Annotated in this window: 15 protein-coding genes; 11 read left to right on the forward strand and 4 right to left on the reverse strand. The window is 62.6% G+C overall.

Features of this window, described 5'->3' with window-relative positions; translation table 11 throughout:
• Window positions 1-538 precede the first annotated feature (538 nt).
• The 3 genes from ACTQ05_RS00915 (at window position 539) to ACTQ05_RS00925 (ending at window position 4,946) form a co-directional block, all read left to right on the forward strand.
• Window positions 539-2,770 (forward strand): DEAD/DEAH box helicase, encoded by a 2,232-nt coding sequence (locus tag ACTQ05_RS00915; RefSeq protein WP_441537736.1) that lies wholly within the window; start codon window positions 539-541, stop codon window positions 2,768-2,770.
• 972 nt (window positions 2,771-3,742) lie between these two features.
• A complete protein-coding gene (locus tag ACTQ05_RS00920; RefSeq protein WP_117647680.1) occupies window positions 3,743-3,946 on the forward strand; it encodes a type II toxin-antitoxin system RelB/DinJ family antitoxin in 204 nt (67 codons plus the stop codon).
• Between the two features lie 88 nt (window positions 3,947-4,034).
• Window positions 4,035-4,946, forward strand: coding sequence for a CPBP family glutamic-type intramembrane protease (locus tag ACTQ05_RS00925; protein ID WP_441537737.1), 912 nt, complete (start codon window positions 4,035-4,037; stop codon window positions 4,944-4,946).
• Here ACTQ05_RS00925 and ACTQ05_RS00930 read toward each other — a convergent pair.
• The gene (locus ACTQ05_RS00930) at window positions 4,943-7,087 is read right to left on the reverse strand and encodes a YgiQ family radical SAM protein (RefSeq protein WP_441537738.1); all 2,145 of its coding nucleotides are present in this window, start codon (window positions 7,085-7,087) and stop codon (window positions 4,943-4,945) included. The genes ACTQ05_RS00925 and ACTQ05_RS00930 overlap by 4 nt on opposite strands.
• Window positions 7,088-7,337: 250 nt before the next feature.
• On the opposite strand from ACTQ05_RS00930, the gene ACTQ05_RS00935 reads away from it, so the two are divergent.
• The 4 genes from ACTQ05_RS00935 (at window position 7,338) to ACTQ05_RS00950 (ending at window position 12,246) form a co-directional block, all read left to right on the forward strand.
• Window positions 7,338-8,054, forward strand: a complete 717-nt coding sequence (locus ACTQ05_RS00935; protein ID WP_154515938.1) for a YoaK family protein — start codon at window positions 7,338-7,340, stop codon at window positions 8,052-8,054.
• A 229-nt stretch (window positions 8,055-8,283) separates the two neighbouring features.
• Window positions 8,284-9,450, forward strand: a complete 1,167-nt coding sequence (fucO, locus tag ACTQ05_RS00940) for a lactaldehyde reductase (RefSeq protein ID WP_154515935.1) — start codon at window positions 8,284-8,286, stop codon at window positions 9,448-9,450.
• A 264-nt stretch (window positions 9,451-9,714) separates the two neighbouring features.
• Window positions 9,715-10,734: a M42 family metallopeptidase gene (locus tag ACTQ05_RS00945; protein ID WP_441537811.1), complete on the forward strand. Its 1,020-nt coding sequence runs from the start codon at window positions 9,715-9,717 to the stop codon at window positions 10,732-10,734.
• Between the two features lie 138 nt (window positions 10,735-10,872).
• The gene (locus ACTQ05_RS00950) at window positions 10,873-12,246 is read left to right on the forward strand and encodes a hypothetical protein (RefSeq protein ID WP_441537739.1); all 1,374 of its coding nucleotides are present in this window, start codon (window positions 10,873-10,875) and stop codon (window positions 12,244-12,246) included.
• Between the two features lie 8 nt (window positions 12,247-12,254).
• On the opposite strand, the gene mnmA is transcribed toward ACTQ05_RS00950, so the two are convergent.
• Together mnmA and cysK are read right to left on the reverse strand one after the other, a co-directional pair.
• Complete coding sequence (mnmA, locus tag ACTQ05_RS00955) at window positions 12,255-13,520, reverse strand: tRNA 2-thiouridine(34) synthase MnmA (protein ID WP_441537740.1); 1,266 nt, start codon at window positions 13,518-13,520, stop codon at window positions 12,255-12,257.
• A gap of 18 nt (window positions 13,521-13,538) precedes the next feature.
• The gene (gene cysK / locus ACTQ05_RS00960) at window positions 13,539-14,477 is read right to left on the reverse strand and encodes a cysteine synthase A (protein ID WP_154515926.1); all 939 of its coding nucleotides are present in this window, start codon (window positions 14,475-14,477) and stop codon (window positions 13,539-13,541) included.
• 252 nt (window positions 14,478-14,729) lie between these two features.
• Here cysK and ACTQ05_RS00965 point away from each other — a divergent pair, with 252 nt between their 5' ends.
• Window positions 14,730-15,158 carry an RrF2 family transcriptional regulator gene (locus ACTQ05_RS00965; RefSeq protein ID WP_154515923.1) on the forward strand — a complete coding sequence of 143 codons (429 nt, stop codon included), beginning with the start codon at window positions 14,730-14,732 and terminating at the stop codon, window positions 15,156-15,158.
• A 137-nt stretch (window positions 15,159-15,295) separates the two neighbouring features.
• Here ACTQ05_RS00965 and ACTQ05_RS00970 read toward each other — a convergent pair whose 3' ends face one another.
• Entirely contained in the window at window positions 15,296-15,661 is a 366-nt protein-coding gene (locus ACTQ05_RS00970; RefSeq protein ID WP_441537741.1) for a phage holin family protein, read from the reverse strand.
• Window positions 15,662-15,987: 326 nt separating this feature from the next.
• On the opposite strand from ACTQ05_RS00970, the gene ACTQ05_RS00975 reads away from it, so the two are divergent.
• From ACTQ05_RS00975 to ACTQ05_RS00985, 3 genes are all read left to right on the forward strand, one after another.
• On the forward strand, window positions 15,988-16,287 hold the full coding sequence (locus tag ACTQ05_RS00975; protein ID WP_154515917.1) for a YerC/YecD family TrpR-related protein: 300 nt from the start codon (window positions 15,988-15,990) through the stop codon (window positions 16,285-16,287).
• A gap of 274 nt (window positions 16,288-16,561) precedes the next feature.
• Window positions 16,562-19,660, forward strand: a complete 3,099-nt coding sequence (locus ACTQ05_RS00980; protein WP_441537742.1) for a PD-(D/E)XK nuclease family protein — start codon at window positions 16,562-16,564, stop codon at window positions 19,658-19,660.
• 3 nt (window positions 19,661-19,663) lie between these two features.
• Window positions 19,664-23,290: a UvrD-helicase domain-containing protein gene (locus tag ACTQ05_RS00985; RefSeq protein WP_441537743.1), complete on the forward strand. Its 3,627-nt coding sequence runs from the start codon at window positions 19,664-19,666 to the stop codon at window positions 23,288-23,290.
• Window positions 23,291-23,527 lie beyond the last annotated feature (237 nt).

A 23,527-nucleotide genomic window follows, 5' to 3' on the forward strand; every position in this document is an offset into this window, starting at 1 on the left:
GGACATGTCGAAGCTGGAGGAGATGGACGAGCTGAGGGGAAAGGCGGAGGGCTAGAAGAGGACGGGGCGGGAGACGACTAAATCAATTTGCGAAAGAATCTTGACGGTACCTTCAGACGGATTGGTTTGTCTTGATCTGTAACAGTTGCGGGTCGATTTACTTGGTAACTGTTACAGATTGAGACGTTTGTGGGCCGTGTTGACCGTTTGTCTCAATCTGTAACACGTAGAGGAAGATTTGCCCTGTAGATGTTACAGATTGAGACAATTGGCCCAGACCCACCCCGTCCGCCTCGTCATCTGTGGTTTACGTGGGGGCATACGGAGTACGGGTATACTAACCGGCGGCGAATCTGCTCCATCGCTTAGAGCTGCTGCGTCTGGACGGCGCGTGATATGGCTGCCAAAGCGATCGCCAGCGTGCTGAGCAACGTCCTCTCTGTGCGCACCCGTTTTTGTATGTACTAGCGCACTACCAAGCACGCCCGCGCGGCCGCATGCCGTGCCCCTTGCGCGTGCAGATAAGGAACAACAACATATGCGTAATTCTGTATCCGACGTCACCGACGCCGAGATCCTGGACGAGACCCGCGAGGCCATGGCCCAGGCTGCCTTCGATGCGGCCGACGAGGCCAGCGCCGCCGAGACCGTCGAGTCCGCTACCGAGAACCTGCCCGCCTTTGACGAGCTGGGTCTTTCGGACGAGATACTTCGTGCCATCGAGAACCTGGGTTACACGGCGCCGACGCCCGTGCAGGCCGGTTCGATCCCCGTGGTGCTCGAGGGCCGCGACCTGCTTGCCGCCGCTCAGACCGGCACCGGCAAGACGGCCGCCTTTTTGCTGCCGACCATGAACAATCTGGAGCACATCGCTCCTCCCAAACCTGTGCGCGAGCGCGGCGGCCGTAACCGTCGTCGCGGTGCTAAAAAGCCCGAGGGAAACGGCCGCGGCCCCGTGATGCTCGTCATCACCCCTACGCGCGAGCTCGCCCAGCAAATCGACGAGGTCGCGAGCAAGGTCGCCGACGTCACCGGCCATGTTGCCGTGACCGTTGTGGGCGGCGTGAGCTACAAGCCGCAGACCGCTGCCCTCAAGTACGGCTGCGACATCCTGGTCGCAACGCCGGGCCGTCTGGTCGATCTGATCGAGCAGGGCGCTTGCCACCTGGACGAGGTCAAGGTGCTGGTGCTCGACGAAGCCGACCGCATGCTCGACATGGGCTTTTTGCCCGCCGTTCGCCGTATTGTGCGCGAGACGCCGGCCGAGCGCCAGACGCTGCTGTTCTCGGCGACCCTCGACGAGGAGGCCGTGGGCGAGATCACCGACCTAGTGAGCGACCCGGCCCGCGTGGAGATCGCGCCCGCCACATCGACCGCCGACACCGTCGACCAGTTTGTGTTTCCGGTGTCCATCGAGGCCAAGAACAACCTGCTGCCCGAGTTCCTCAAGAAGGAAGGCCCGGAGCGCACCATCGTCTTTATGCGCACCAAGCACCGTGCCGACAGCTGCTGCCGTCGTCTGGAGCGCAAGGGCATCAAGGCTGCCGCGATTCATGGCAACCGCAGCCAGGCCCAGCGCGAGCGCGCGCTTTCGGCCTTCCGCGACGGTACCGTCGACGTGCTGGTGGCAACCGACGTGCTCGCCCGCGGCATCGACATCAGCGACGTGCGCTACGTCGTGAACTTTGACGTGCCGGCCGAGCCGACCGACTACATCCACCGTATTGGCCGTACGGGGCGCGCCGGCGAGCTGGGCTGGGCCATCACGTTTGTGACCGAGCAGGACGTGGATGAGTTCTACGAGATCGAGAAGCTCATGGACAAGACTGCCGACATCTACGAGGCCGGCGACCTGCACGTGGGCCCCAATCCGCCTGCGGTTGACCCCGAGCGCGACCCTGCGGCCTTTAAGGTGAAGAAGAAGACCAAGCGCGGTAAGTCCAAGAGCAAGAAGAAGCTTGAGCAAGCGCGTCGCGACGGCAAGCGCAACGGCGACGATTACGGCGATGTGGCCGGTCGTTCCAACCGTGGTCGCGATGAGCGTCGCGGCGACAGCGAGCGCCCGAGCCGTCCCAAGCGCGGCGGCAAGACCCGCGTGCGCGAGGGCGTTCAGGCTCGCGTGGACGAGGCCGTGGAGAGCGTGGCCCGCGAGGTGGCTGCCGAGGAGCGTGCCGGTGCTGGTGCCGTCGAGCCGGCCCCGCGCGGCAACCGTGCCGAGCGCCGTGCCAAGCAGTTCCAGGGCGAGGCACATCGCCGTCGCCGCGAGGACGAGGACCGCGGCGGTCGTCGCCGTGTTGAGCGCGAGGAAGAGGGCCGTGGCTCGCGCGGCGGCAAGCGCGGCGCGGGCGACCGTCGTCGTTCCGGTCGCGATGACGAGCGCGGCGGCCGCGGCGGCGAGTCCCGTGGCGGCAAGCGCTTTGAAGAGCGCGGCGGCCGCGGCGGTGAGCGTCGCGAGGATGCTCGCGGCAATGGCGGCCGCAGTGGCGCCGGCCGTTCTGGCGAGTCGCGCGATCGTCGCGATCCGCGTGCCAGTCGAGATCGTCGCGACCCGCGTGCCAGCCGCGATCGTCGCGATGACTGGCGCAACTACGACGATACCCGCGAAGAGCGTCGCGGCGGCCACCGTGGCGGTCGCGGCGGCAACCAGGCCGGCTCCCGTGGTGGCCGTGCCGGCGGTCGCGATAACCGTGGCAGCTATGGCAACAGCCGTGGCGGCAAGCGCGGCGGCAGCTCCCGTCGCCCCGGTGACGGCGGCGGCAAGCGCAAGTAACATACGCGTCGCGCGGTAAGGCGACACGAGTTTGGGCCTCGAGCAGACTATGCTCGGGGCCCTTTTAGTGGGCTCAGTATTAGGTGGGGCCAGTCTTCTTCGCGGAAACGCGCGGAGACGGTCGCGTCAAGGGATACGGGCTATCGACCTAGTTGGAGATTCGCGTATGCGGGGGCCGACATCGACGTAGGGTATGAGGTTTTCTGCTGACGCGCGGCGGCTGCGGTGCCCGGGCGGACACGCCGGGGATTTCGCCCGCTGCCTGGCGCCCTTGCCGCCATCCGGCTTTCGCGCTCGCATTCTTTTGGATGCAGGCGTGTTTTTCGTGGCGCGCACGGGTCCCCCGGGGCGCGCCGTGCATTTTCGGGAGTTTTCAGCAAGCCGGGGTGACTGCATACGCGCCGGAATCGTCTTTTTGAGCCGGCGGGATCCTTCGGCAGGCGATTTGGGTTGGCTGACGGCGTCCGGCGCGGCGATAACGCGCGTTTCGCGTCGCGCCGTGCCCCAAAACGACGCCAATCGCGCGGCGTCCACGATTCGCGGCACCGCCTGCGGGGGCCGCGATGCTGAAAACTCCGGTTTTTGCACGGTACAAGCGGGGGTACGTTGGGACGAGAAGGGGTGCCCCCGTCTTTTTATGCATGGCATAAGCGAAATTATGCAAGACAATAGGGCGCCATGCGCCGGATACCCAGCCTGGGCGCGCCATACGCCGACGCTTAGGCCCTCGATATCTCGGACATCACCACGCTCTAAATACTAACCCAGCAACAAAATCATCCGTCTTTTCTCCGTCCCCATGGGATCGGGTGTGGTATTCTATCTGCCGGGTATAACTTAGGAATACCAAGTAATACCAACGCCGCAGAAACAAACTCCAGATGCGGGCCAATCGGGTTGCCTTCACAGCCCGTCGCCCAGCCGCGTGGCCCGCATCTATCCGCACTACCGTTGTTTCAAAAAGGAAGCGCCATGGCAGAACACATGACCCCAGTTGTCGCGAAGGTCTTGCCCGAGGAAAAGGCGGCCTTCGCGGCGGCAACCCAGCTCGTGGGCACCACGCCGTCCAACGCCATCCGCATGTTTATCGCCGCGTTCAATCGCTGCGGCACTTTCCCGTTCGACATTTCGCCCAGCGGGGCCTTTGGCACTGCACCCGATTCTCATCAACAATGACTGTCCCAAACTGCCGGTACTTGGGGACGTTCATTTTCTGCCGGCAGTTAAGGAACGTCCCTCAGTGCCGGGTTTTGAGGAGGTTGGCATGCTCAATGCGATAGCGTGGGCGCTTGCCTGTTTTGGCGTCGTCGCTGTCGATATTGCCCTGAGCGTCGTTTTGTTCTCCGCCCTTGGCGTCGCATCGGTGTTCATGGGTTTTTCGATCGATGACCTCGACATTCAATTGCTTCAGGCCGCCGCTCAGACGGCGTCGTTTTTGATGGCGCTGCTGTGGTGGCGTTATCTGTGGCCGCGCTCGTTTATGGCGCGTTCGCAAAGCGAGCATCCGCTCGGCGGGGGAGCGCGTGGGGCGTGGAAACGCATCGCCTGCGTTATCGTGATCGGTCTTGCCCTGCAGGTGGTCGTTAGCTACGTGACCGACGCCGTGCTGTCGCTGTTGCCCGATGCCGCGGCCGACTACAGCGAGCTTGTCGAGGAAACGGGCATGGGCGATACCAGTCCTCTTGCCGTCCTGACCACGGTGCTCGGCGCGCCGTTTTGCGAAGAGCTCCTGGTGCGCGGTGTCATCTTTGAGTTTTCGCTGCGTGCGTTTAATCCCCAGTGCCGTCCGCTCTGGAAGCGCCGGCGTCGTGCGAGTGCGCAAGACGGCGCCATAGTGCCCTGGGCGGCCCCAAGCACGTGGGGTGTCGCCGCGGCGATTGTGCTGCAGGCGGCAATCTTCGGTTTTATGCACATGAATTGGGTGCAGGGTTGCTACGCGGGTGCCGCCGGCCTCATCTTTGGTTGGGTGCTCGTGACGACCGGAAAGCTCCGCTACACGATCTTGCTGCACTTTGCCTTTAACGCCGGGTCGTATCTCATGGGCCTGCTCTGGTTTGTGAACACGCCGGTCGACGTGGCAATTACGGTCGCTATCGCCGGCGTCATCCTCGTTGAGGCAATGCGCTCGCTGCGCCACGCGTGTGGGATGGACGCAGCGAGCGCACTGCTGCCTTAGTTGCGGCGACCGCCTCCGTTGGCACCCTGACGCCCCTGAGCCGCACGGTTGCGCCCGGCGGTGTTCTGCGCGCGCGACATGCCGCCGTGGCCCTTGCCGCCCTTGGGCCCCCTGGCTCCAGCGCCGCCAGCGCCACCGTGGCCCTTGCCGCCCTTCTTGCCGGTGCCATGTCCGCCGCCGGCAGATGTCTCGCCCGGGCGTGGCGGCACGGGGCGGATCAGGCAATGCTTGGTGTAGCCGATCAAATCGCGACGCCCGGCTTTCTCTAGCGCCTCGCGCACGAGCTTGTAGTTCTCGGGCTTGCGATACTGGATGAGCGCGCGCTGCATGGCCTTCTCGTGCGGGTCGCGCGCCACATAGATCGGCTCCATGGTGCGCGGGTCCACGCCGGTGTAGTACATGCACGTCGACATGGTGGACGGCGTGGGGTAGAAGTCCTGCACCTGCTCGGGCATGTAGCCCATGTCTCGCACGGCCTCGGCAAGGTCCACGGCTTCCTTCATCGTCGATCCGGGATGGCTCGAGATCAGATACGGCACCACGTACTGCTTGAGTCCGTACTCGCGGTTCAAGCGTTCAAATTTACGGCAGAATGCGTCGTAGACGGCTCGGCTCGGTTTGCCCATCACGGACAGCACCGCGTCGCTTACGTGCTCGGGTGCTACGCGTAGCTGGCCCGAGACGTGGTGCTCCAGCAGCTCGCGCAAAAACTCGTCCGAGGCATCGGCCATGGTGTAGTCGAAGCGGATGCCGCTGCGGACAAAGACTTTCTTGACGCCCGGCAGCTGGCGCAGGTCGCGCAGCAGCTGGGTGTAGCCGCTCTCGTCGACCACCATGTTCTTGCACACGCTCGGCCACAGGCATCGCTTGTTCTTGCATACGCCGTGCTTGAGCTGCTTGTCGCAGGCGGGACGGCTAAAGTTGGCCGTCGGCCCGCCCACGTCGTTGATATAGCCCTTAAACTCGGGATCGCGCGTGAGCAGCTCGGCCTCGCGCATGATCGAGTCGTGGCTGCGCATCTGCAGCACGCGGCCCTGGTGGAAGGTGAGCGCGCAAAACGAGCACTCGCCAAAACAGCCGCGGTTGGAGCTAATGGAAAACTTGATCTCGGCAAAGGCCGGCACGCCGCCCGCTGCGTCGTAATCGGGATGCCAATCGCGTGCGTAGGGGAGCTCGGCAACCTCGTCCATCTCGTCGGTGGTGAGCGTCGCCGACGGCGGGTTCTGCACCACATAGACGCTGTTGGGGTAGGGCTCTACCAGGCGATGTCCGGTGATGGGGTCCATATTCTGCTGCTGCACGTTAAAGCTGCGCGCGTAGTTGAGCTTGTCGGCGGTAAGGTCGTCCCAACTGGGCAGCAGGTCATAGTCGTAGACCTCGTCGAGCGAACCCGTGCGGTAGACGGTGCCATTGATATAGGTGATCTGATCGACGGGCAGTCCCGCGTCGAGCGCGTCGGCGATCTCGACAATCGCGTGCTCGCCCATGCCGTAGATGAGGATGTCGGCACCCGAGTCGAGCAGTACCGAGCGCTTGAGCTTGTCCTGCCAGTAGTCGTAGTGGGCCAAGCGACGCAGGCTTGCCTCGATGCCGCCGATGATGATGGGGGCGTCCTTGAATGTCTGGCGGATGAGGTTGCCGTAGACCGTGACGGCACGGTTGGGGCGGTGTCCCTCCTCGCCACCGGGGGTATAGGCGTCGGTGTGGCGGCGGTGCTTGGTCACCGAATAGTGGTTGACCATGGAGTCCATGTTGCCGGCGCTGACGAGAAAGCCCAGGCGCGGCTCGCCGAGCACGGTGATGCTGGCGGGGTCGGTCCAGTCGGGTTGGCAGATGATGCCCACCTTGTAGCCGTGCGCGTCGAGGACGCGGCTGATGATGGCCATGCCAAAGCTGGGATGGTCCACGTAGGCGTCGCCGCAGATGTAGACAAAGTCGCACTGGTCCCAGCCGCGCGCATCCATGTCGGCGCGGCTGACGGGGAGGAACTTATCGCGGCCCGGGCGCCAGGGGCGGACAGGCGCTGCCGGGGCATGCGCGGGGCGCGAGCCCTGGGCTTTGCTTCCACGCTTTTGCTGCTGGCCGCGTTGGGCATGCTTGCCGTGCTGGTTGTGCTGAGCGTCCTGGGGCTTTTTTGCCACGATTCCTCCCGGTGTTTGTATACTGCACGTAATTGTAACCAGTCTTTTTGGGACGGGGCTAAAAAGACTGGTGGAGTACACGAGGTGTCGGGTGTCGATGCCGCGCCCGCCCTTTGTTTCCAGACGATGTATCTGCGCGTTGGGGAAGCCGTCTCGCGGGCGCGCCATGTTGTCAATGGGTTACAGTATGAACGGCGGCTATGTTTCCGCCAACGCACGAGAGGGTCGTCAACAAGGAGGGCGCACGACGATGCAGCGTGCCAAACAGATATCGGAGTCTATTGAGCTGGGCATCATCTTGGCGCTCGCCGGTGGCTTTATGGACGTTTATTCGTACATTGGGCGCGACCATGTTTTCGCCAACGCGCAGACGGGCAACATCTTGCTGGTGGGCGTGAGCATCTCGGAGGGCAATTGGGCGCTCGCGGGGCGCTATTTCTTCCCTGTGGTGTCGTTTGCCGTGGGCATTATGCTTGCCGACCTGGTGCACGAACGGTTTGGCAGCGTGATTCACTGGCGCCAGGTGACGGTGTTCTTTGAAGCCGTCATCTTGCTGGGCGTGAGCTTTATCCCCGGTGGCGGCTACAACTTGCTCGCCAACTGCCTCATCTCGTTTGCCTGCGGTATGCAGGTCGAGAGCTTCCGCAAGATCCACGGTCACGGCATTGCCACGACCATGTGCATCGGTAACCTGCGCAACGCGCTGCAAAACGTGGACGACTACATCATCACCCACAAGCGTGGCTTTTTGGAAAACGGCCTGCTGTACTTTGGCGTGATCTTTACCTTTGTGTTTGGCGCTGTGCTGGGAAACTGGTGTATTGAGCGCATGGGGCTGCACGCTATTGCGGTGGCGAGCGTGCTGCTGTTCGTGGCGTTTGCCATCATGTTTATCGACCGCGAGCGCGACCTGCGTTTTCGCTGGAAGCGCGCCTGCGAAGATTGGAAAGAGGCCTGCCAAAAATAGCGGCAGGGTGTGGCAAGGGGCTGACCCCTTGCCACACTGATCAATAATGGGGAGGGGGCGGTCATCTCGGCCGCCCCTTTTTTGTTTAATGGTCAGGCGGTGACGATACCAGTTGTTGAAACGCTTTAAATAATCTGACGTTCTCACGCGTTTTTCGCTTCAAAAGCGTTAGGATGGGAGCCATAGCGTGGGGCGTAATGGGTGCCCCGCACACGATGGGAGGCTATCAATGGCTAATCGTTTCGTTCTCAACACCATTTCTTATCATGGCTCCGGCGCCATCAAGGAGATCCCCGGCGAGCTCCAGCGTCGCGGCTACAAGAAGATTTTCGTCTGCTCCGACCCCGATCTGGTCAAGTTTGGCGTTACCGCTAAGGTGACCGATGAGCTCGATGCCGCCGGCATCGCTTGGAGCCTCTACTCCGAGATCAAGCCCAACCCCACTATCCAGAACGTCAAGGACGGCGTCGAGGCCTTCAAGGCCGCCGAGGCTGATGCTATCGTGACCGTCGGTGGCGGCTCCTCTATGGACACTGCCAAGGCCATCGGCATCATCATCAACAACCCCGAGTTCGCCGATGTCCGCAGCCTCGAGGGCGTTGCTCCCACTAAGAACCACGCCGTGTTCACCATCGCCGTGCCGACGACCGCCGGTACCGCTGCTGAGGTGACCATCAACTACGTCATCACCGACCCCGAGAAGGTCCGCAAGTTCGTGTGCGTCGACACCAACGACGCCCCCGAGGTCGCCGTCGTCGACCCCGACATGATGGCTTCCATGCCCGCCGGCCTGACCGCTTCCACCGGCATGGACGCTCTGACCCACGCCATCGAGGGCTACACCACCAAGGGCGCTTGGGAGCTCTCCGACATGTTCCACTTTGAGGCCATCAAGCTGATCAGCGAGAACCTGCGCGACTCCGTTGCCGAGGCCAAGTCCGGCCAGCCCGGCTCCGGCCGCGAGGGCATGGCTCTTGGTCAGTATGTCGCCGGCATGGGCTTCTCTAACGTTGGCCTGGGCATCGACCACGCCATGGCTCACACCCTGTCCGCTCACTACGACACCCCGCACGGCGTCGCTTGCGCCATGCTGCTGCCGATTGCCATGGAGTTCAACAAGCCGGTTTGCGCCGAGCGCCTGGCCAAGGTCGCCGTCGCCATGGGCGTTGACACCACGGGCATGAGCACCGATGAGGCTGCCGACGCCGCTATCGCCGCCGTTAAGCAGCTCTCCGCTGACGTGAACATCCCGCACGTCTGCGAGGCCATGAAGGCTGACGAGATCGAGGTCCTGGCCAAGGACGCCATGGCCGATGCTTGCTTCCCGGGCAACCCGCGTGAGGCGACGCTCGACGACGTCATCGAGCTCTTCAAGAAGATCTGCCCGGCTGCCTAACATGGTTCGGCGGTCCCCTGCCCGTTAGCCCCACAATCGTCCTCGGACATGTCGGAGGCCCCGCTGCGCACTACGTGCGGCGGGGCCTCCTTCTGTCCTGCGGAAAGATTCTGGGGCTAACGGGCGGGGCCCGCCGGCTCGTTATCGTGGTGGGCGCTGCTCTGAGAAGCCCGATGGGTTGTCTCGCTAGGTAAAAAGATGGTTCGCGGTGGTATTGTTGCTGTGGGTTTAATTCGATATGAAAGGGTGACTTTGGTGTCCAAGATGGATTCTACGCTCTCCTATATTACTGACCAGTTGAAGGCGCTTACCTCGATTGCTTCGCCTACGGGCTATACCCGTGCGGCGACTGATTATCTAATGGAAACGTTGCGCGATATGGGCTTTGGCCCCGAGTGTTCCAATAAGGGCAACGTGCTGGTTGAGCTTGGCGGCGAGGGCGAGCCGCTTGTGTTGGCGAGCCATGTCGATACCCTGGGCGCCATGGTGCGCTCCATTAAGGACAATGGTCGCCTGCGTCCCACGACGCTCGGCGGGCATCAGTGGTCTACGGCCGATGGCGAGAACTGCACCGTCTACACGCGCGATGGCAATGTGTACACGGGTGTGGTCCTCAATACCGAGCCTTCGGCGCACGTGGCCGACGAGCCGGTCAAGACCATCGAGAAGAACATGGAAATCCTGCTCGATGAGAATGTCGACAGCAAGGATGACGTGCTTGAGCTGGGCATTCAGACGGGCGACATCATCGCTATGGATCCGCGCACCACGGTGACGGAGAGCGGCTATATTAAGAGCCGCTTCTTGGACGACAAGCTGTCGGCCTCCATTTTGCTGGGTTTGGCGCGTGCCGTCGCCGCTGGCGAGGTGACGCTTTCGCGCAAGGTTTCACTGCTCTTTACGGTGTACGAGGAGGTCGGCCACGGCGGTGCCTTTGTGCCGGCCGACACGCGCGAGATGATCAGCGTTGACATGGGTTGCGTGGGTGACGATCTGGGCTGCACCGAGCGCATGGTTTCGATTTGCGCCAAGGATTCGGGCGGCCCCTACAACTACGATCTGGTGACCACGCTGTCCAATATCGCGCGCGAGCTGGAGCTCGATTACGCCATCGACGTGTACCCGCATTACGGCTCAGACGTTGAGGCCACGCTTTCCGCCGGCTACGACATCCGTCACGGCCTGATCGGCCCTGGCGTGTACGCGAGCCACAACTACGAGCGCAGCCACATCGACGGCGTGCGCAATACCTACGAGCTGGTTCGCGCCTACGTTCAGCGCTAGGGGATCAGCTTGCGACTCGGCTGACCAATCGCTAAAGCCCGATTTCTCGGGCTTTTTTTCGCTTTGGGTCGTTTAGTATTATGATGTATGTAATCTATTAACTAAACGTGTAAATTACTTAACGAGGTGATGCGGTGTATGGATACGTCTGAGTACTTGTCTATGGGTGATGCTGCCCGCCTGCTGGGCGTTACGAAAGCCCGCATATCTCAACTTGCCGCATCGGGAACGCTCGCGTGCGATATTGTGGGCGGACGGAAGATGGTCGAGTACAATTCCGCGGTCGCTTATCAAAAGGTCCGCAAACGTGGACGCCGTCCTGCGGCCGATGTGGGGCGCAAGTTTACGCTGATGTCGGCCGACCATGAGGTCGCGCATGTCTCATTTGATTCGTCGCGCGAATTTCCCTTCGAAATCGCGGAGGTCCTCGATGCACAACGAATGCCGTTTGGCACGTGCTCGAGCTCTTCTCCTACGGTGAATAAACGGGAACTCAACGTGTGGTGGAGCCATCGGTCGGTGCCCGATGTTCGCCCCGGACTCGTCTCGCGCTATCGTGAACTGGGAATTGCCAGTGGCATCGAGGTCCCGGTTCAGTGCCTGGGCCTCTCGCTTTCGGATTGCTATTGGCTGCGGCCGGCAGAATGCGACGGGCTCAAATGGCGAAACCTCAATTACTTCGAGAATGATTTTGAGCGATCGGCGCCCGAGGGACGTTCGGGTTGGCTGGAGGGCATCGGTCTTAATAATCCGGATAACACGTCCGAGGGCGAGCTCCCTAAATCGTGGATGATTCGCAACGCTGTTCGCGTTCTGGTCAAGGGGTGCGGCATGGACGATCAGCGTCCCTTTAACGAGGCGGTTGCAACGGCTCTACATCGTCGCTTGTTGTCGGAGGGCGAGTTTGTTCCTTATACGGTTGAGCGGATGTTCGATGGCCCTGTGTGTCTGTGCGACGACTTTCTTGACGGCCGCGAGGAATACGTTCCGGCTGTTTACGTTAAGGGCGCACTTGGTAGCCAGCGGGGAAACTCGACATACGACCGGTACTGCCGCTTCCTTGGTAAGCATGGAGCAGACGAGGCTGCCGTGAGAAGGTCTATGTCGCAGATGATTGTCTGCGATGCCCTTTTGGCCAACAGCGATCGCCATTGGCGAAACTTCGGCATCATCCGCAATGTCGACACCCTGGAGATAAGGCCTGCTCCGCTGTTCGATAGCGGCAACTGCCTGTGGTACAACGTACCAACTGCCGTGCTCGCAGCTGGGGAGTTTGGGTTTTCTGCTAAGCCGTTTGGGCCCGACCCTTCCGTCCAGCTGGCGCTTGCGGACTCACTCGATTGGTTCGATTCATCGCGGCTCAACGGATTTGTTGATGAGGCGATCGAGATTCTTTCGCAGAGCGAATGGGCCACAGCGGAGGGCCGGCTCGAGTCCATTTGCCGCGGCCTCGAGCGTCGCGTTATCGAGGTGAATGCTGCTGTTGAAGTGCTTCGACACGTGCGGCGATAATCCTGCGGCTACCTGATGGCGGCGGTTACGGTGCCGCCGCCCAGGACGACGTCGCCGCGATAGATAACGACGGCCTGGCCGGGGGCGACGGCGCGCTGCGGCTCGTCAAAGGTCAGAAGCATCTGTCCGTCGGCGCCACGTGTAAGGATCGCTGCCTGGTCCTTTTGACGGTAACGGTACTTGGTGCCCACGCGAATGTCGCCGGACGTGAGCTCTGCCTCCATGCGGTCGGCAGGGGCGCTCCAGATCCAGTCGTTGGCCGTGAGTGCTGTCGCCGTCAGGTCCTCAGCCTCGCCTAGATGCACAATGTTGTTGGCGGCATCGACGCCCGTTACATACACGGGGCGCGCCATCGCGACGCCCAAGCCCTTGCGCTGGCCGACGGTATAGCGCAGTGCGCCGTTGTGGCGTCCGACCACGCTGCCGTCGCGCCATACAATATCGCCCGGCTCGGCGGCATGCCCGCAGCGGCGCTCGATATAGCCCGCGTAGTCGCCGTCCGCGATAAAACAGATATCCTCGCTCTCGGCCTTCTTGGCGTTGATGAAGCCCTGCTCGGCGGCAATGCGGCGCACGTCGCGCTCTTTGTCCAACCCTGCCAGCGGAAAGATTGTGCGTGCCAGGCGCTCTTGCGTGAGCGAATACAAAAAGTAACTCTGGTCCTTCTTGGAGTCTTCGCCGCGGTGCAGCTGCCAGGTGCCATCGGGCGCTTGGCTCGTTTTGGCGTAGTGACCCGTGGCAATGTAGTCACAGCCCATATCGAGCGCCGCGTCGAGCAGCGCGCCAAACTTAATATGGCGGTTGCAGATGATGCACGGGTTGGGCGTCAGCCCCTTCTGATAGGCGGTCACGAAGCGCTCGATAACGTTGCGGTCGAAGGCCTGCTGCAGGTCGAGCACATGGTGAGGTATCCCCAGGCGATCGGCGACGGCCTTTGCATCGGCGATGTCACGGTCGACCTTGCTCATGCCCGTGACGGGATCGGGCGCAGGGCAGGTGAGGCGCATAGTGGCACCGACGCATTCGTAGCCTTGGCACTTGAGCAGATAGGCAGTCACGCTGGAATCGACGCCGCCGCTCATGGCGACGAGCACGCGCTTGTTGTGCATGGGGAGGTTCTCCTTGGTGGCATGTGGCCAAAAAAGAAAAGCGGCGCGGGAGGCTGGTTCCGCGCCGCAGACATTGTAGCAAGTTCGGACGTCTCGTGGGACACCCTGACGGGATGGGCTCAGACCGCCGGGAGAGAGAGGAGGCAGGTTCGTCCCTGAGCTCAACCTATGGGAAAAAAGGCTCTAGTCCTGGAACAGTGCCGTGGACAGGTAGCGCTCACCGGTATCGGCGAGCAGTGCCACGATGGTCTTGCCCTCGTTCTCGGGGCGCTTGGCCAGCTGCAGCGCGGCCCACACGGCGGCACCGGACGAAATGCCCACGAGCACGCCCTCCTTGTGGCCCACGGCGCGGCCGGTGGCAAAGGCGTCGTCGTTCTCGACGGGGATGATCTCGTCATAGACCTGGGTGTCGAGGACGTCGGGCACAAAGCCGGCACCGATGCCCTGGATCTTGTGCGGACCGGCCTGGCCCTTGGAGAGTACCGGGGAGGTGGCGGGCTCGACGGCGACAACCTGAATCTCGGGGTTCTGCTCCTTGAGGAACTCGCCCACACCGGTCACGGTGCCGCCGGTGCCAACGCCGGCGACGAAGATGTCGACCTTGCCGTCGGTGTCGTCCCAGATCTCGGGGCCGGTCGTGGCCTTATGGATGGCGGGGTTGGCGGGGTTCACGAACTGGCCGGCGATGATGCTGTTGGGGGTCTCCTTCTGCAGCTCCTCGGCCCTGGCGATGGCGCCCTTCATGCCCTTGGAGCCGTCGGTGAGCACGAGCTGTGCGCCGTATGCCTGCATAAGCTTGCGGCGCTCGACGGACATGGTTTCGGGCATGGTGATGATCACCTTGTAGCCGCGAGCCGCCGCCACCGAGGCGATGCCGACGCCGGTGTTGCCGCTCGTGGGCTCGATGATGGTATAGTCGCCGCCGCGCACGAGCTTGCCGGCCTTCTCGGCCTCGTCAATCATGTTCTTGGCGACGCGGTCTTTGACGGACCCGGCGGGGTTGAAGTATTCCAATTTGACGAGCACGCGGGCCTTGAGGTCCTCATCGGCCTCAAAGTGAGTGAGCTCCAAAAGCGGGGTGTGGCCGATAAGCTGATCGATGGACGTATAAACCTTGCTCATGGTGAACCTCCAAAGTGTTCAAATGACTGGATACCGTGTGGTTTTACGGTGGCCTAGTAGCTAAACCTATAAACCTTATAGGTTGTTTGTTTAGCTGTTGGCAAGCATAGTAGACACTAAAGCCTAGTAATGCAATAGGAAATAGGAGATTATTACGAGCTGATTAACCACCTTGACCGGAACGGGTATTTTCAAAGCCAATTTTTCGGCTAGAATTTCAACGGATTAAAAGACCGAAAGGCAGCACTATATATGTTGGTTTCTACTAAGGGCAGGTACGCCCTGCGCGTTATGGTCGACCTGGCCGAGCACCAGGCGGCCGGTCGCATCCCGCTCAAAGAGATCGCGGCGCGACAGGGGATTTCCGAGAAATATCTCGAGAACATCTTGGCTACGCTCGTGCGCGCCAACATGCTTTCGGGCATGCGCGGCAAGGGCGGCGGCTACGTGCTCACGCGCCCGCCCGAGCAGTACACGGTGGGAGAGATCTTGCGCCTGACCGAGGGCAGCCTGGCGCCGGTCGCCTGCCTGGATGGCGACTGCAAGGGCTGCTCGCGATCTGACGAGTGCCCCACGCTCGACGTGTGGAAGAACCTGGACAAGCTCATCAACGACTACCTCGACGGTGTGACGCTCGATGCGCTCGTCGCCCCCAACGGGGGCTACGACTACGTCATCTAGCCCCACCAGCCATTTGGTGACGGGGTAGAAATGGTAGATTCTTTTGTCCTCTGAGGCTTGACAAAGGCGAAGGCCGTCCATCGTTGCGATGGACGGCCTTCGTTTTGGCGTGTTGTGGCGGTCCGTATCCGGTTGCTTTAGTTCCCGGCGATGCTGTCGAAGATGCTTCGAGTGATGGACACCAAAATGCTACCCATAAAGGCCGACCCAAAGCTGGCAATGGAGATGCCCGCGCCCAGCAGATTTACCGATAGGTAGCTGGCAAGCTCGAGCATAAAGCTGTTGACTACAAGCTGAAAAATACCCAGCGTGATAATGGTGAGCGGCAGCGAGATGACCGTCAGGAGCGGCTTGACGAGCGAGTCGACGACGTTGAGGAACAGTCCCACAAAGGCAAAGCAGACCCAGGCGTCGGCCATGCCGAAGGGCTGAATGCCGGGGACGAGGAACGTGGCGATCGCGATAGCGATTGAGGTCAAAAGCCAGTTGAGCAAGAAGCGCATGGTGGGTTCCTTTCCGGTGCGCGTGACGTGTTGGTGGCGCGTAAGCTCGTTTGCCGCGGCGAATCGGATGGTTGCCTTGGCGTGCGCCTCTGCGTTGGGCGCCCATTGTCTCAGATATTCGTGGAGCTTGCGTGCGCATTCGGTTTCAAAACGGCGTTCGTCCTAAAAAACGCGCCGCTGACAGAGAGTCTTGTCACTTTAGTTTGGTGGTGTGCTAAACTGCTACGGGCAAAAGCCACATGCGTTGCCCTATTGCATAGAATGGGCGAACGATGCCCGGTGCCAGTATCAACTTCGATGCCTTTTGGCGGGTTTGGCGGTGATCGATGAATATTGAGAACATGTTTGACAAGCCTGATGTCAAGCAGCTAGTCCACGCATTTAGTCTTTTGGACGACGAGAAAGATATCCAAGCGTTTTTGACCGATATCTGCACACCGCGCGAGATTTGCGATCTATCGCAGCGTCTGCAGGTCGCGCGCTACCTGGATGAGGGCGAGCCCTATGTCGAGGTTCAGGTCCGTACCGGCGCTTCGTCCACCACGGTGAGCCGTGTATCCAAGGCGCTCAACGGCGAGTACGGTGGCTACCGCAAGATCCTCATTAAGCTGGAGGATGGCGAATAGGCCGCGGCAAAACGAATTGTGAAAAACCGCTCCTCCGGGGGCGGTTTTTATATGCCGAATAATTGGTGCAAAGGGGCCAGGTTCGCTTGCACCAATGTGGCGCAAGCGAACCTGTCCCCCTTGCACCGACGGACGAGTCTGCCCCCTTGGCACCAATGTGGTGCAAAGCGACTTGTCTCCAAAGCGCCAAAAGATGAAGCTGCGGTGGCAATGTGTCCGCTTGGGCGGGTAGGATGGATGCATTGATTATTGCGAACAGTTTGAGTGGAGGGCCATGCCTGTTCGAATCTATACCACTAATGCCGGCACGGATTTGAGCGATGCCGAATCGGCGCTGCTTGCCGACCTTATTGCCCGCCACGGGCGTGCCGTGCTGCTGGCGCCAACGTTTGCCGAGCTCGACCTGTGCCGTCATGATGCGGCGGAAGCCGGCGTTTCGCTGGGCATCGATTACAAGACGCCCGCGTCGTGGCTTCGCTCGCTTTGGGAGCTTTTGGGCGACGGGCGCGGTTTCGTCGACAACCTGCAGCGCCAGATGCTGTTTTCGGACATGGTCACGCGTCTCGATGATGTCGACCTGCAGCCGCTTTCGCGCAGCCAGGGCACGGTGCGCATGCTTGCGCGCATGGCCCGCGATGTGCTGCCAGGTGTGGCGGGGACAGCTGCCGAGCGATGCCGTGGCAACAATTGCCGGCCTGAGCCAAAAAGCGATGCCGAGGCTCGTGTGTTCGAGCTTTTGCGTGCCTACGCGGGCGGTTTGGACCGTCGAGATATGGTCGAGCCCTGCGAGGCGGCTGACATTATGGCCAGCGCCCTGGCCGATAATCTGCCGGCGCGCGCCCGTGCCGTCTGTGTACGCGGCGTCACGTCGTTTACGCACGGTCTGCTCGAGCTGCTGTCTGCTGTGGCGAACAGTGGGGGAGAGGTCGTCGTGCTGCTTGCTCGCGAGCAGGCGGCGATGCGCGAGGAACTTGCCGCGGCATTTGATGCCAGCGGTGTGCTGTTTGAGGTCGCGCCGCTGGGGGAGGACGCCGTCGCGTCTGATGCCGCTTGTGGAGCTACCGCTCAGCCTGCCTTTATTGAGGTCGCTGGCCCCCACGCCCGTGCTCATGCTTATGCGGACGCAATTGATGATCTGGTAAAAGCGTGCCAGGGTTTCGGGGCCGACGATACCGCCGGCCTCTCCGCCGACCCCGTACGCGTGCTCGTTGTTTCTGCCCGGGCACCCCAGCTGTTCGGTGAGCTCGCCTCTCGTCTGGCGGCTCGTCATATCGCTGCCGAGACAACTGAATTCACGGCGTTTTCCCAATCCATTGCGGGCAGGCAGTTTGCGGCGCTTGCCAGCTTGATCGAGCGCATGAAGGCGGCCGATAAGGGTGTGGCGTCAAAGACCGAGTGGTGGCCCGCGCCGGAGCTTACCGACTGGATCTACAGCCCGCTTTCGGGCGCTGATGCAGCCAATGCCCGTATCTTCGATAAGAATATGCGTCTCTCGCGTAGCAAGACTACCGCGGGCGCTAAGAGCCTGCTGCAGAGCGTGCAAGGCCAGGTGAGGGGCGCACGCAAGGCGGCGAGCGACGAAAACTGGTTTAAGAACGTACCGTGTGTGGTCTCGGACGTGTTCCAGGCACTGTGGCGCGACAAGCCCGTGACGGCGCTCAAGGCCATGCTTGCCGTTGCCGAGGCGTTGCCCGATCGCTCGCTGGGCAGCCTGGATGGCCAAGCTCGTCGCCAAGCGGAGACGGCCCTGCTGCGCCACGCCATCGACATCCTTATGAATGACGCCCGCGCGCTCGACGTGTCGCAGGCCGCGACCGTGCCCGTGCTCGATGGCATTCGCACCAAGGTGGACAAGCGTAGCACCGCCTACGATTACGAGACCTACGAGGTTGACGGTGCGCCACGTGCCCAGGTTCGCTTTGCCTCGCTTGCCGATGCGGCGGCTCTGCGCCCCGGCAGCTACGATGCCGTGCTGTTTGCCGATGTCGATCTGGACAGCTATCCGCTCTCACACGAGGAAGGACCGCTGGCCACGTTGGCTGCGAGCCTTGGTCGCGAGGGCGTGACGCTTGAGCCTGCGGCCTTGTTGCGCGTGCGCTTTGGCCACGCGATGCGGGCGGCACGTGGCCCAGTTGCGCTTGCGCGCGTGACGCACGATCGCCAGGCGCGCGAGTGCTATCCGGCTGCCGTGTGGACCGAGTTGCGGGCGCATGCCGAGGCCACCGGTGCCGCTCAGGTGACATGCGTGGGCGAGGGCGATATCGTAGGTGATTTTGACCCTGCAGCCGGCAAGGGCCTCAAGCGCGAGCGCGTGGCATGCGAGGCTCCTCAGCATTTGAGCGAGGCGGCCGTGCCATATCTGGTCTTGCGCCGTCGGGACGGCGAGGGCGAGGACGCGCCGCTTGTACCGCGTCTGACGTCTGCCTCGCAGATCGAGGCCTATTCCACCTGCCCGCTGTGCTGGTTCGTTTCGTATCGCGTTAAGCCCCAGTCTATCGACGCGGGTTTTGGCAACATGGAGAAGGGCAACTTTGTCCACGACGTGCTGGAACATCTGCATGCCCGTTTGCCCCAAGAGGGCATGGAGCGTGTGACGCCCGAAAACCTGCCGCGTGCGCAGGAGCTGCTGCACGAGGTCTTTGCCGAGACCTTGGCCGAGCACGCCGGCAAGCGTGGCAACGAGGGCCCGCTGGTGCCGCTCTCGCCGGTGGAGGAGCGCCAGGTGGCCGAGATCTTGCCGCAGCTGGAGGGCGTGCTTGCCTACGAGTCCGAGGCGCTTGCCCCCTTCGCTCCGCGCTACCTGGAGTTTGCGTTCAACGAGCTCCAGGTCGAGTATGCCGGCTGGCCGCTCGGCGGGCGCATCGACCGTGTGGATGTGGATGCCGAGAATCGCGCTGTGGTGATTGACTACAAACATCGCACGGGCGTTGAGGAGTTTAAGCTCGCCGACCCTACGGTGCGCGACGAGGAATCGGGCACGGCGCCCATCGACGATCCGCGCTGGTTGCCGCCACATACCCAAACGCTCATCTACGCCCAGGCCATGCGCCGGGCGCTGGATTTGGATACCCGTGCGGCACTCTATTTTTCGACCAAGGGCGGCAAGCCCGCGTTGCGCGGTGCCGCGAGCGCCGAGCTGCTCGAGGAGGAGCGTGGCGACGGTCGCATCCCGGGCCTTAAGAAAGGTTTCCCCGGCGAGGGTGGCAGCATGGACTTCGACGCCCTGCTCGATCGCGTGGAGGCCGGCATTGCCGAGCGCTTGCGCGAACTCGAGGCGGGCAACGTCACTGCTGTCGACCCGGCGTCGACGCAGGCCGCGCATGCCCGCTGCTCGTATAACCACGAAGGAACGTTTGTAAGGAGGGACGTGTAGACCATGGATCTTTCGACCTTGATGCCGCAACAGCTGCAGATCGTCAAGACGCTCGACCGTCCGCTGTTTGTCTCGGCGGGCGCCGGTTCGGGCAAGACCTTTACCCTCACGCGCCGCATCGTCTACGCGCTCTCGCCCGAATCCGGTCCGTTCGTCGAGCATCTGGACCAGGTGCTCGCCATTACCTTTACCAAGGATGCCGCGGCCGAGATTCGCGATCGCGTGCGCCGTGCGCTTATCGACGAGGGCATGGACGAGGAAGCGCTGACCGTCGACGACGCGTGGATCTCGACCATTCACGGCATGTGCTCGCGTATCCTGCGCGCACACGCGCTGGAGTTGGGCATCGACCCCGAGTTCACGGTGCTCACCGATACCGACGAGCTCATGGACCAGGCTGTTGAGCATGTGCTGGCCCGCGCGACGGCACCCGATGCCGCCCCCGAGCTCGCGGCATCGCTCAAGGCCCTCTACGCCTGGTATCCTATGGCGGGCGAGGGCGGTCCCTTTGGCGCCGGCACGACCATCAAGGGTCTGGTGCGCGACCTGCTGGAGCTCTCGAGCCAGCTGCCGGGCGGTATGGACGACGTGTGCGTGGCGCGCGGCCAGGCCGATACCTCGGCGCTCGCCGATGCCTATCGATCGGCGCTGGGCGCAAGCAAGGCCGCGACCGAGAAGGCGCAGACGGCGCTCGACGCCATCGACGCGTTCGAGGCGAGCGGCAAGACCATGGCCGATGCGGCGCGACTCATGATGTCGTGCACCATGCCGCGCGCGAGCAAGGCCTTCCCCAAGGAGCAGGTCGAGCTGCTCAAGGCCGAGGCCGCCGATGCATTTATCAATATCGTGCTTGCCTGCGGTGCCCCCGCGCTCGATGCACTGGTGGGCTTGGCCCGCTCTGTAGAGGCCGAGTATCGCGCACTGAAGGCTGCCCAGTCCGCCCTCGATAATAACGACCTGCTACGCATGGCCTACGAGGCCCTGCGCGATTACCCTGCCATTCGTGCTGCGTACGAGGGCCGCTTTAAGATGGTCATGATCGACGAGTTCCAGGATACCGATCAGATGCAGGTCGATCTAATCCGCTACCTGACGGGTGCGGGGGAGCGCGCGCTGTGCACCGTGGGCGATGCGCAGCAGTCGATCTATCGCTTCCGCGGCGCCGAGGTCGAGGTGTTCCGTCGCCAGGAGCGCAAAGTGGAATCGACGGCGGCGTCGGAGACGGTTGCCACGTCCGATGCCCCCGCCGGCGAGCTCGTCAAGCTCGTGCGCAACTTCCGCAGCCACGACGAGGTGCTGCGCTATGTGGCCCGCGTCTTCGACGGCGATGACGGCGGCCTGATGCAGGGCTTTTTGGATCTTGAGGCGAGCGACGGCCGCAAGGACACGCTGGTGGCGGATGCCTCGCGCCGCCAGGCCCTCTTTGTTGCCGGCGGCAGTACGCAGGAGCGCACACAGGCCAAGGCCCGCGCGATCGCGGAGCGATTCCGCGCGCTTGCCGATGCCGGTCAGCCCCAGGGCGGCATGGTGCTGCTGCTGGGCCGCATGACCAACGCAGACGTCTACGCACAGGCCTTCCGTGACCAGGGGCTCGACTGCGTCATCGCGGGCGGCTCAGTCTTTGCCCAAGCTGCCGAGGTGCAGACGGTGCGCGCCCTGGTTTGTGCCCTCGCCAATCCGGCCGATACGGCGCAGGGTCTTATGCCACTGCTGGCCTCGCCGATGTTTGCACTCGGCGCCCAGGAGTTCCTGGCGCTGGCGACCAAACTCGACGATCAGACGGGCGAGACGTCGCGCCGCAACATCGATGCGGGCATCATGAGCGATTCCGATGTGCCGGGCTTGCAGGGCTTGCCGCTCGTGACGCGTGCCCGCGAGGTGCTGCGCTACGCACTGCGTCGCGTGGGGCGTGATTCGTTTGCCGCCATCGCGCGCGACGCGGTCAATGCTTCCGGCTGGTTCGTGCGCCTGGCGCAGCGCGGCCCCGAGGGCAAGGCCATCGCCGCCAACGTGCTCAAGGCGCTCGATGCCGTGGCCGAGGCGGAGGCCGAGTTCGGTAACTCGCCGCGCTCCATTGCGCTTGCCTTCGATCGCTTCCTGGCGGGCAAGGAGGCCCCGGGCGCCCTCAACGAGGAGGGCGACGGCGCGGTGCGCATCATGACGGTTCATGCCTCCAAGGGTCTGGAATATCCGGTCGTGGCGGTCGCCGAGTGCTTTGGCGTGCGTAAGTCCTCGGGTGCGGCACAGATGGGTCGCGTCGAGGGCGGAGCGCAGGTCGTGGCGCTGCCGGCACGCTTCGACGGCGTTAAACTCTCGGACGGTACGTTCGTAAAGGGCGATGACGTCAAAAAGCAGTTTGAGCATGCGTTTAAGGGCAAGGGCACGTCGCTGTGGCTACCGCCGGAGCTCATGGAGGACGTCTGTGCGACGGGTTCTCCCGCCGAGGCATTTGCACGCCTGCGCAACGACGACCTGCAGCTTTCGCTCGAGGAGCGGGCCCGTTTGCTCTATGTTGCCATGACCCGTGCGCGCGAGCTGGTGATCTTGGCGATGGATGCGGGCGTGAGCCGTGGCAAGGTGACGGTGCCGACCTTCGATGTCGAGACCGATCTGACCTACGACGTGTTGCGCCGCATTCTGCCGACCGACGCTCTGGACATGCCGCAGCTCGATGCCGACCGCCTGGTATTCGACAACTCCCAGCCGGGCGACTACGAGCTCATTTCGCTTTCGGACTTTACCTTTGGCGAGCAGGCGTTTGAGGCCAACGCTTCGCTGGATGCCGAGGGCAGGCTCGTTCGTGGCGATACCGATGTCGCCGATAATGCTGCGCACTCAACCGTGCCCGGTCCTGCCGACCCCAAGCCCGATTCGTTTGAACTCGTATATCCCCAGGCGGCGGGCGTGCGCATGGGCACGTGTCCGTTCCCGGCGCGTGATTCGTACAGCTATTCGTCGATCGCCGCGGCGCTCCATGCCGAGACGGAAGACCGTGCCGCCGAGGCGCGTGTTCCCATGGATGAGGCGGGCGACGATGCCGAGTCGGATGGCTCGGAGATGGCCGATGCAGACGTGGTTGCTGCCGAGCCCGCCGGCAACCCCATGGCGCTGGGCTCGGCGTTCCATGCCGCCTGCCAGTGGCTCATCGAGATGGGTGCCGATGCGCTGCCCGCTGAGCGTGCCGATGCGCTGACGCGCCTGTGGTGCCTGACGCCGGAGCAGCGCGAGCGTTTTGACGTTGCCCTGAATCGCTGGCTCAGGTCGTCGGTCCGTGCCGAGCTTCTTGCCTGGCCGTGCGTCCGTGCCGAAGTGCCGTTCTTCTCGCTGGGCTGCGAGGACAAGGACATTGCCCGCTACGGTGCATATGCCGAGGGCGCCATCGATGCGCTGGCGACCGACCCGGCCGATCCGTCACGCGCACTGGTCATCGATTACAAGACGGGTGGCACGCCGGATGAGACACCCGACCAGCTGCTCGAGAAGCACGCCCTGCAGGCGCGCGTCTATTCGGATGTTCTGCATAAAGCGGGCTTTAAGACGGTGACCGTCAAGTTCGTCCGCGTGGAGCAGACGGCCCCAGCTGTCTTAGTCGAGCTCGCCGAGCCCCAGGTGGTCACCTACAACCTCTAACCCTCAGATAACTTGCGGTGGAATCCTTTTCGATTCCACTGCAGCTCAGGGGTAGCTAATTTGGGACGGGGCTCTTTTAGCTACCCCCATACATCGGTTGAGATGTATTCCGACCCCGACTCGTTCGCCGTCAGTCAAAGGGTAGCTAAAAAAGCCCCGTCCCAAATTAGCTACCCGTGTGGGTTTGGCTAGGTTCGGGCGCTGTCCGTGCCGTGGGGTAAAATCGTTCAGTCAGAA

The organism is Collinsella sp. LCP21S3_A9 (assembly GCF_052118785.1).
GTDB lineage: Bacteria > Actinomycetota > Coriobacteriia > Coriobacteriales > Coriobacteriaceae > Collinsella.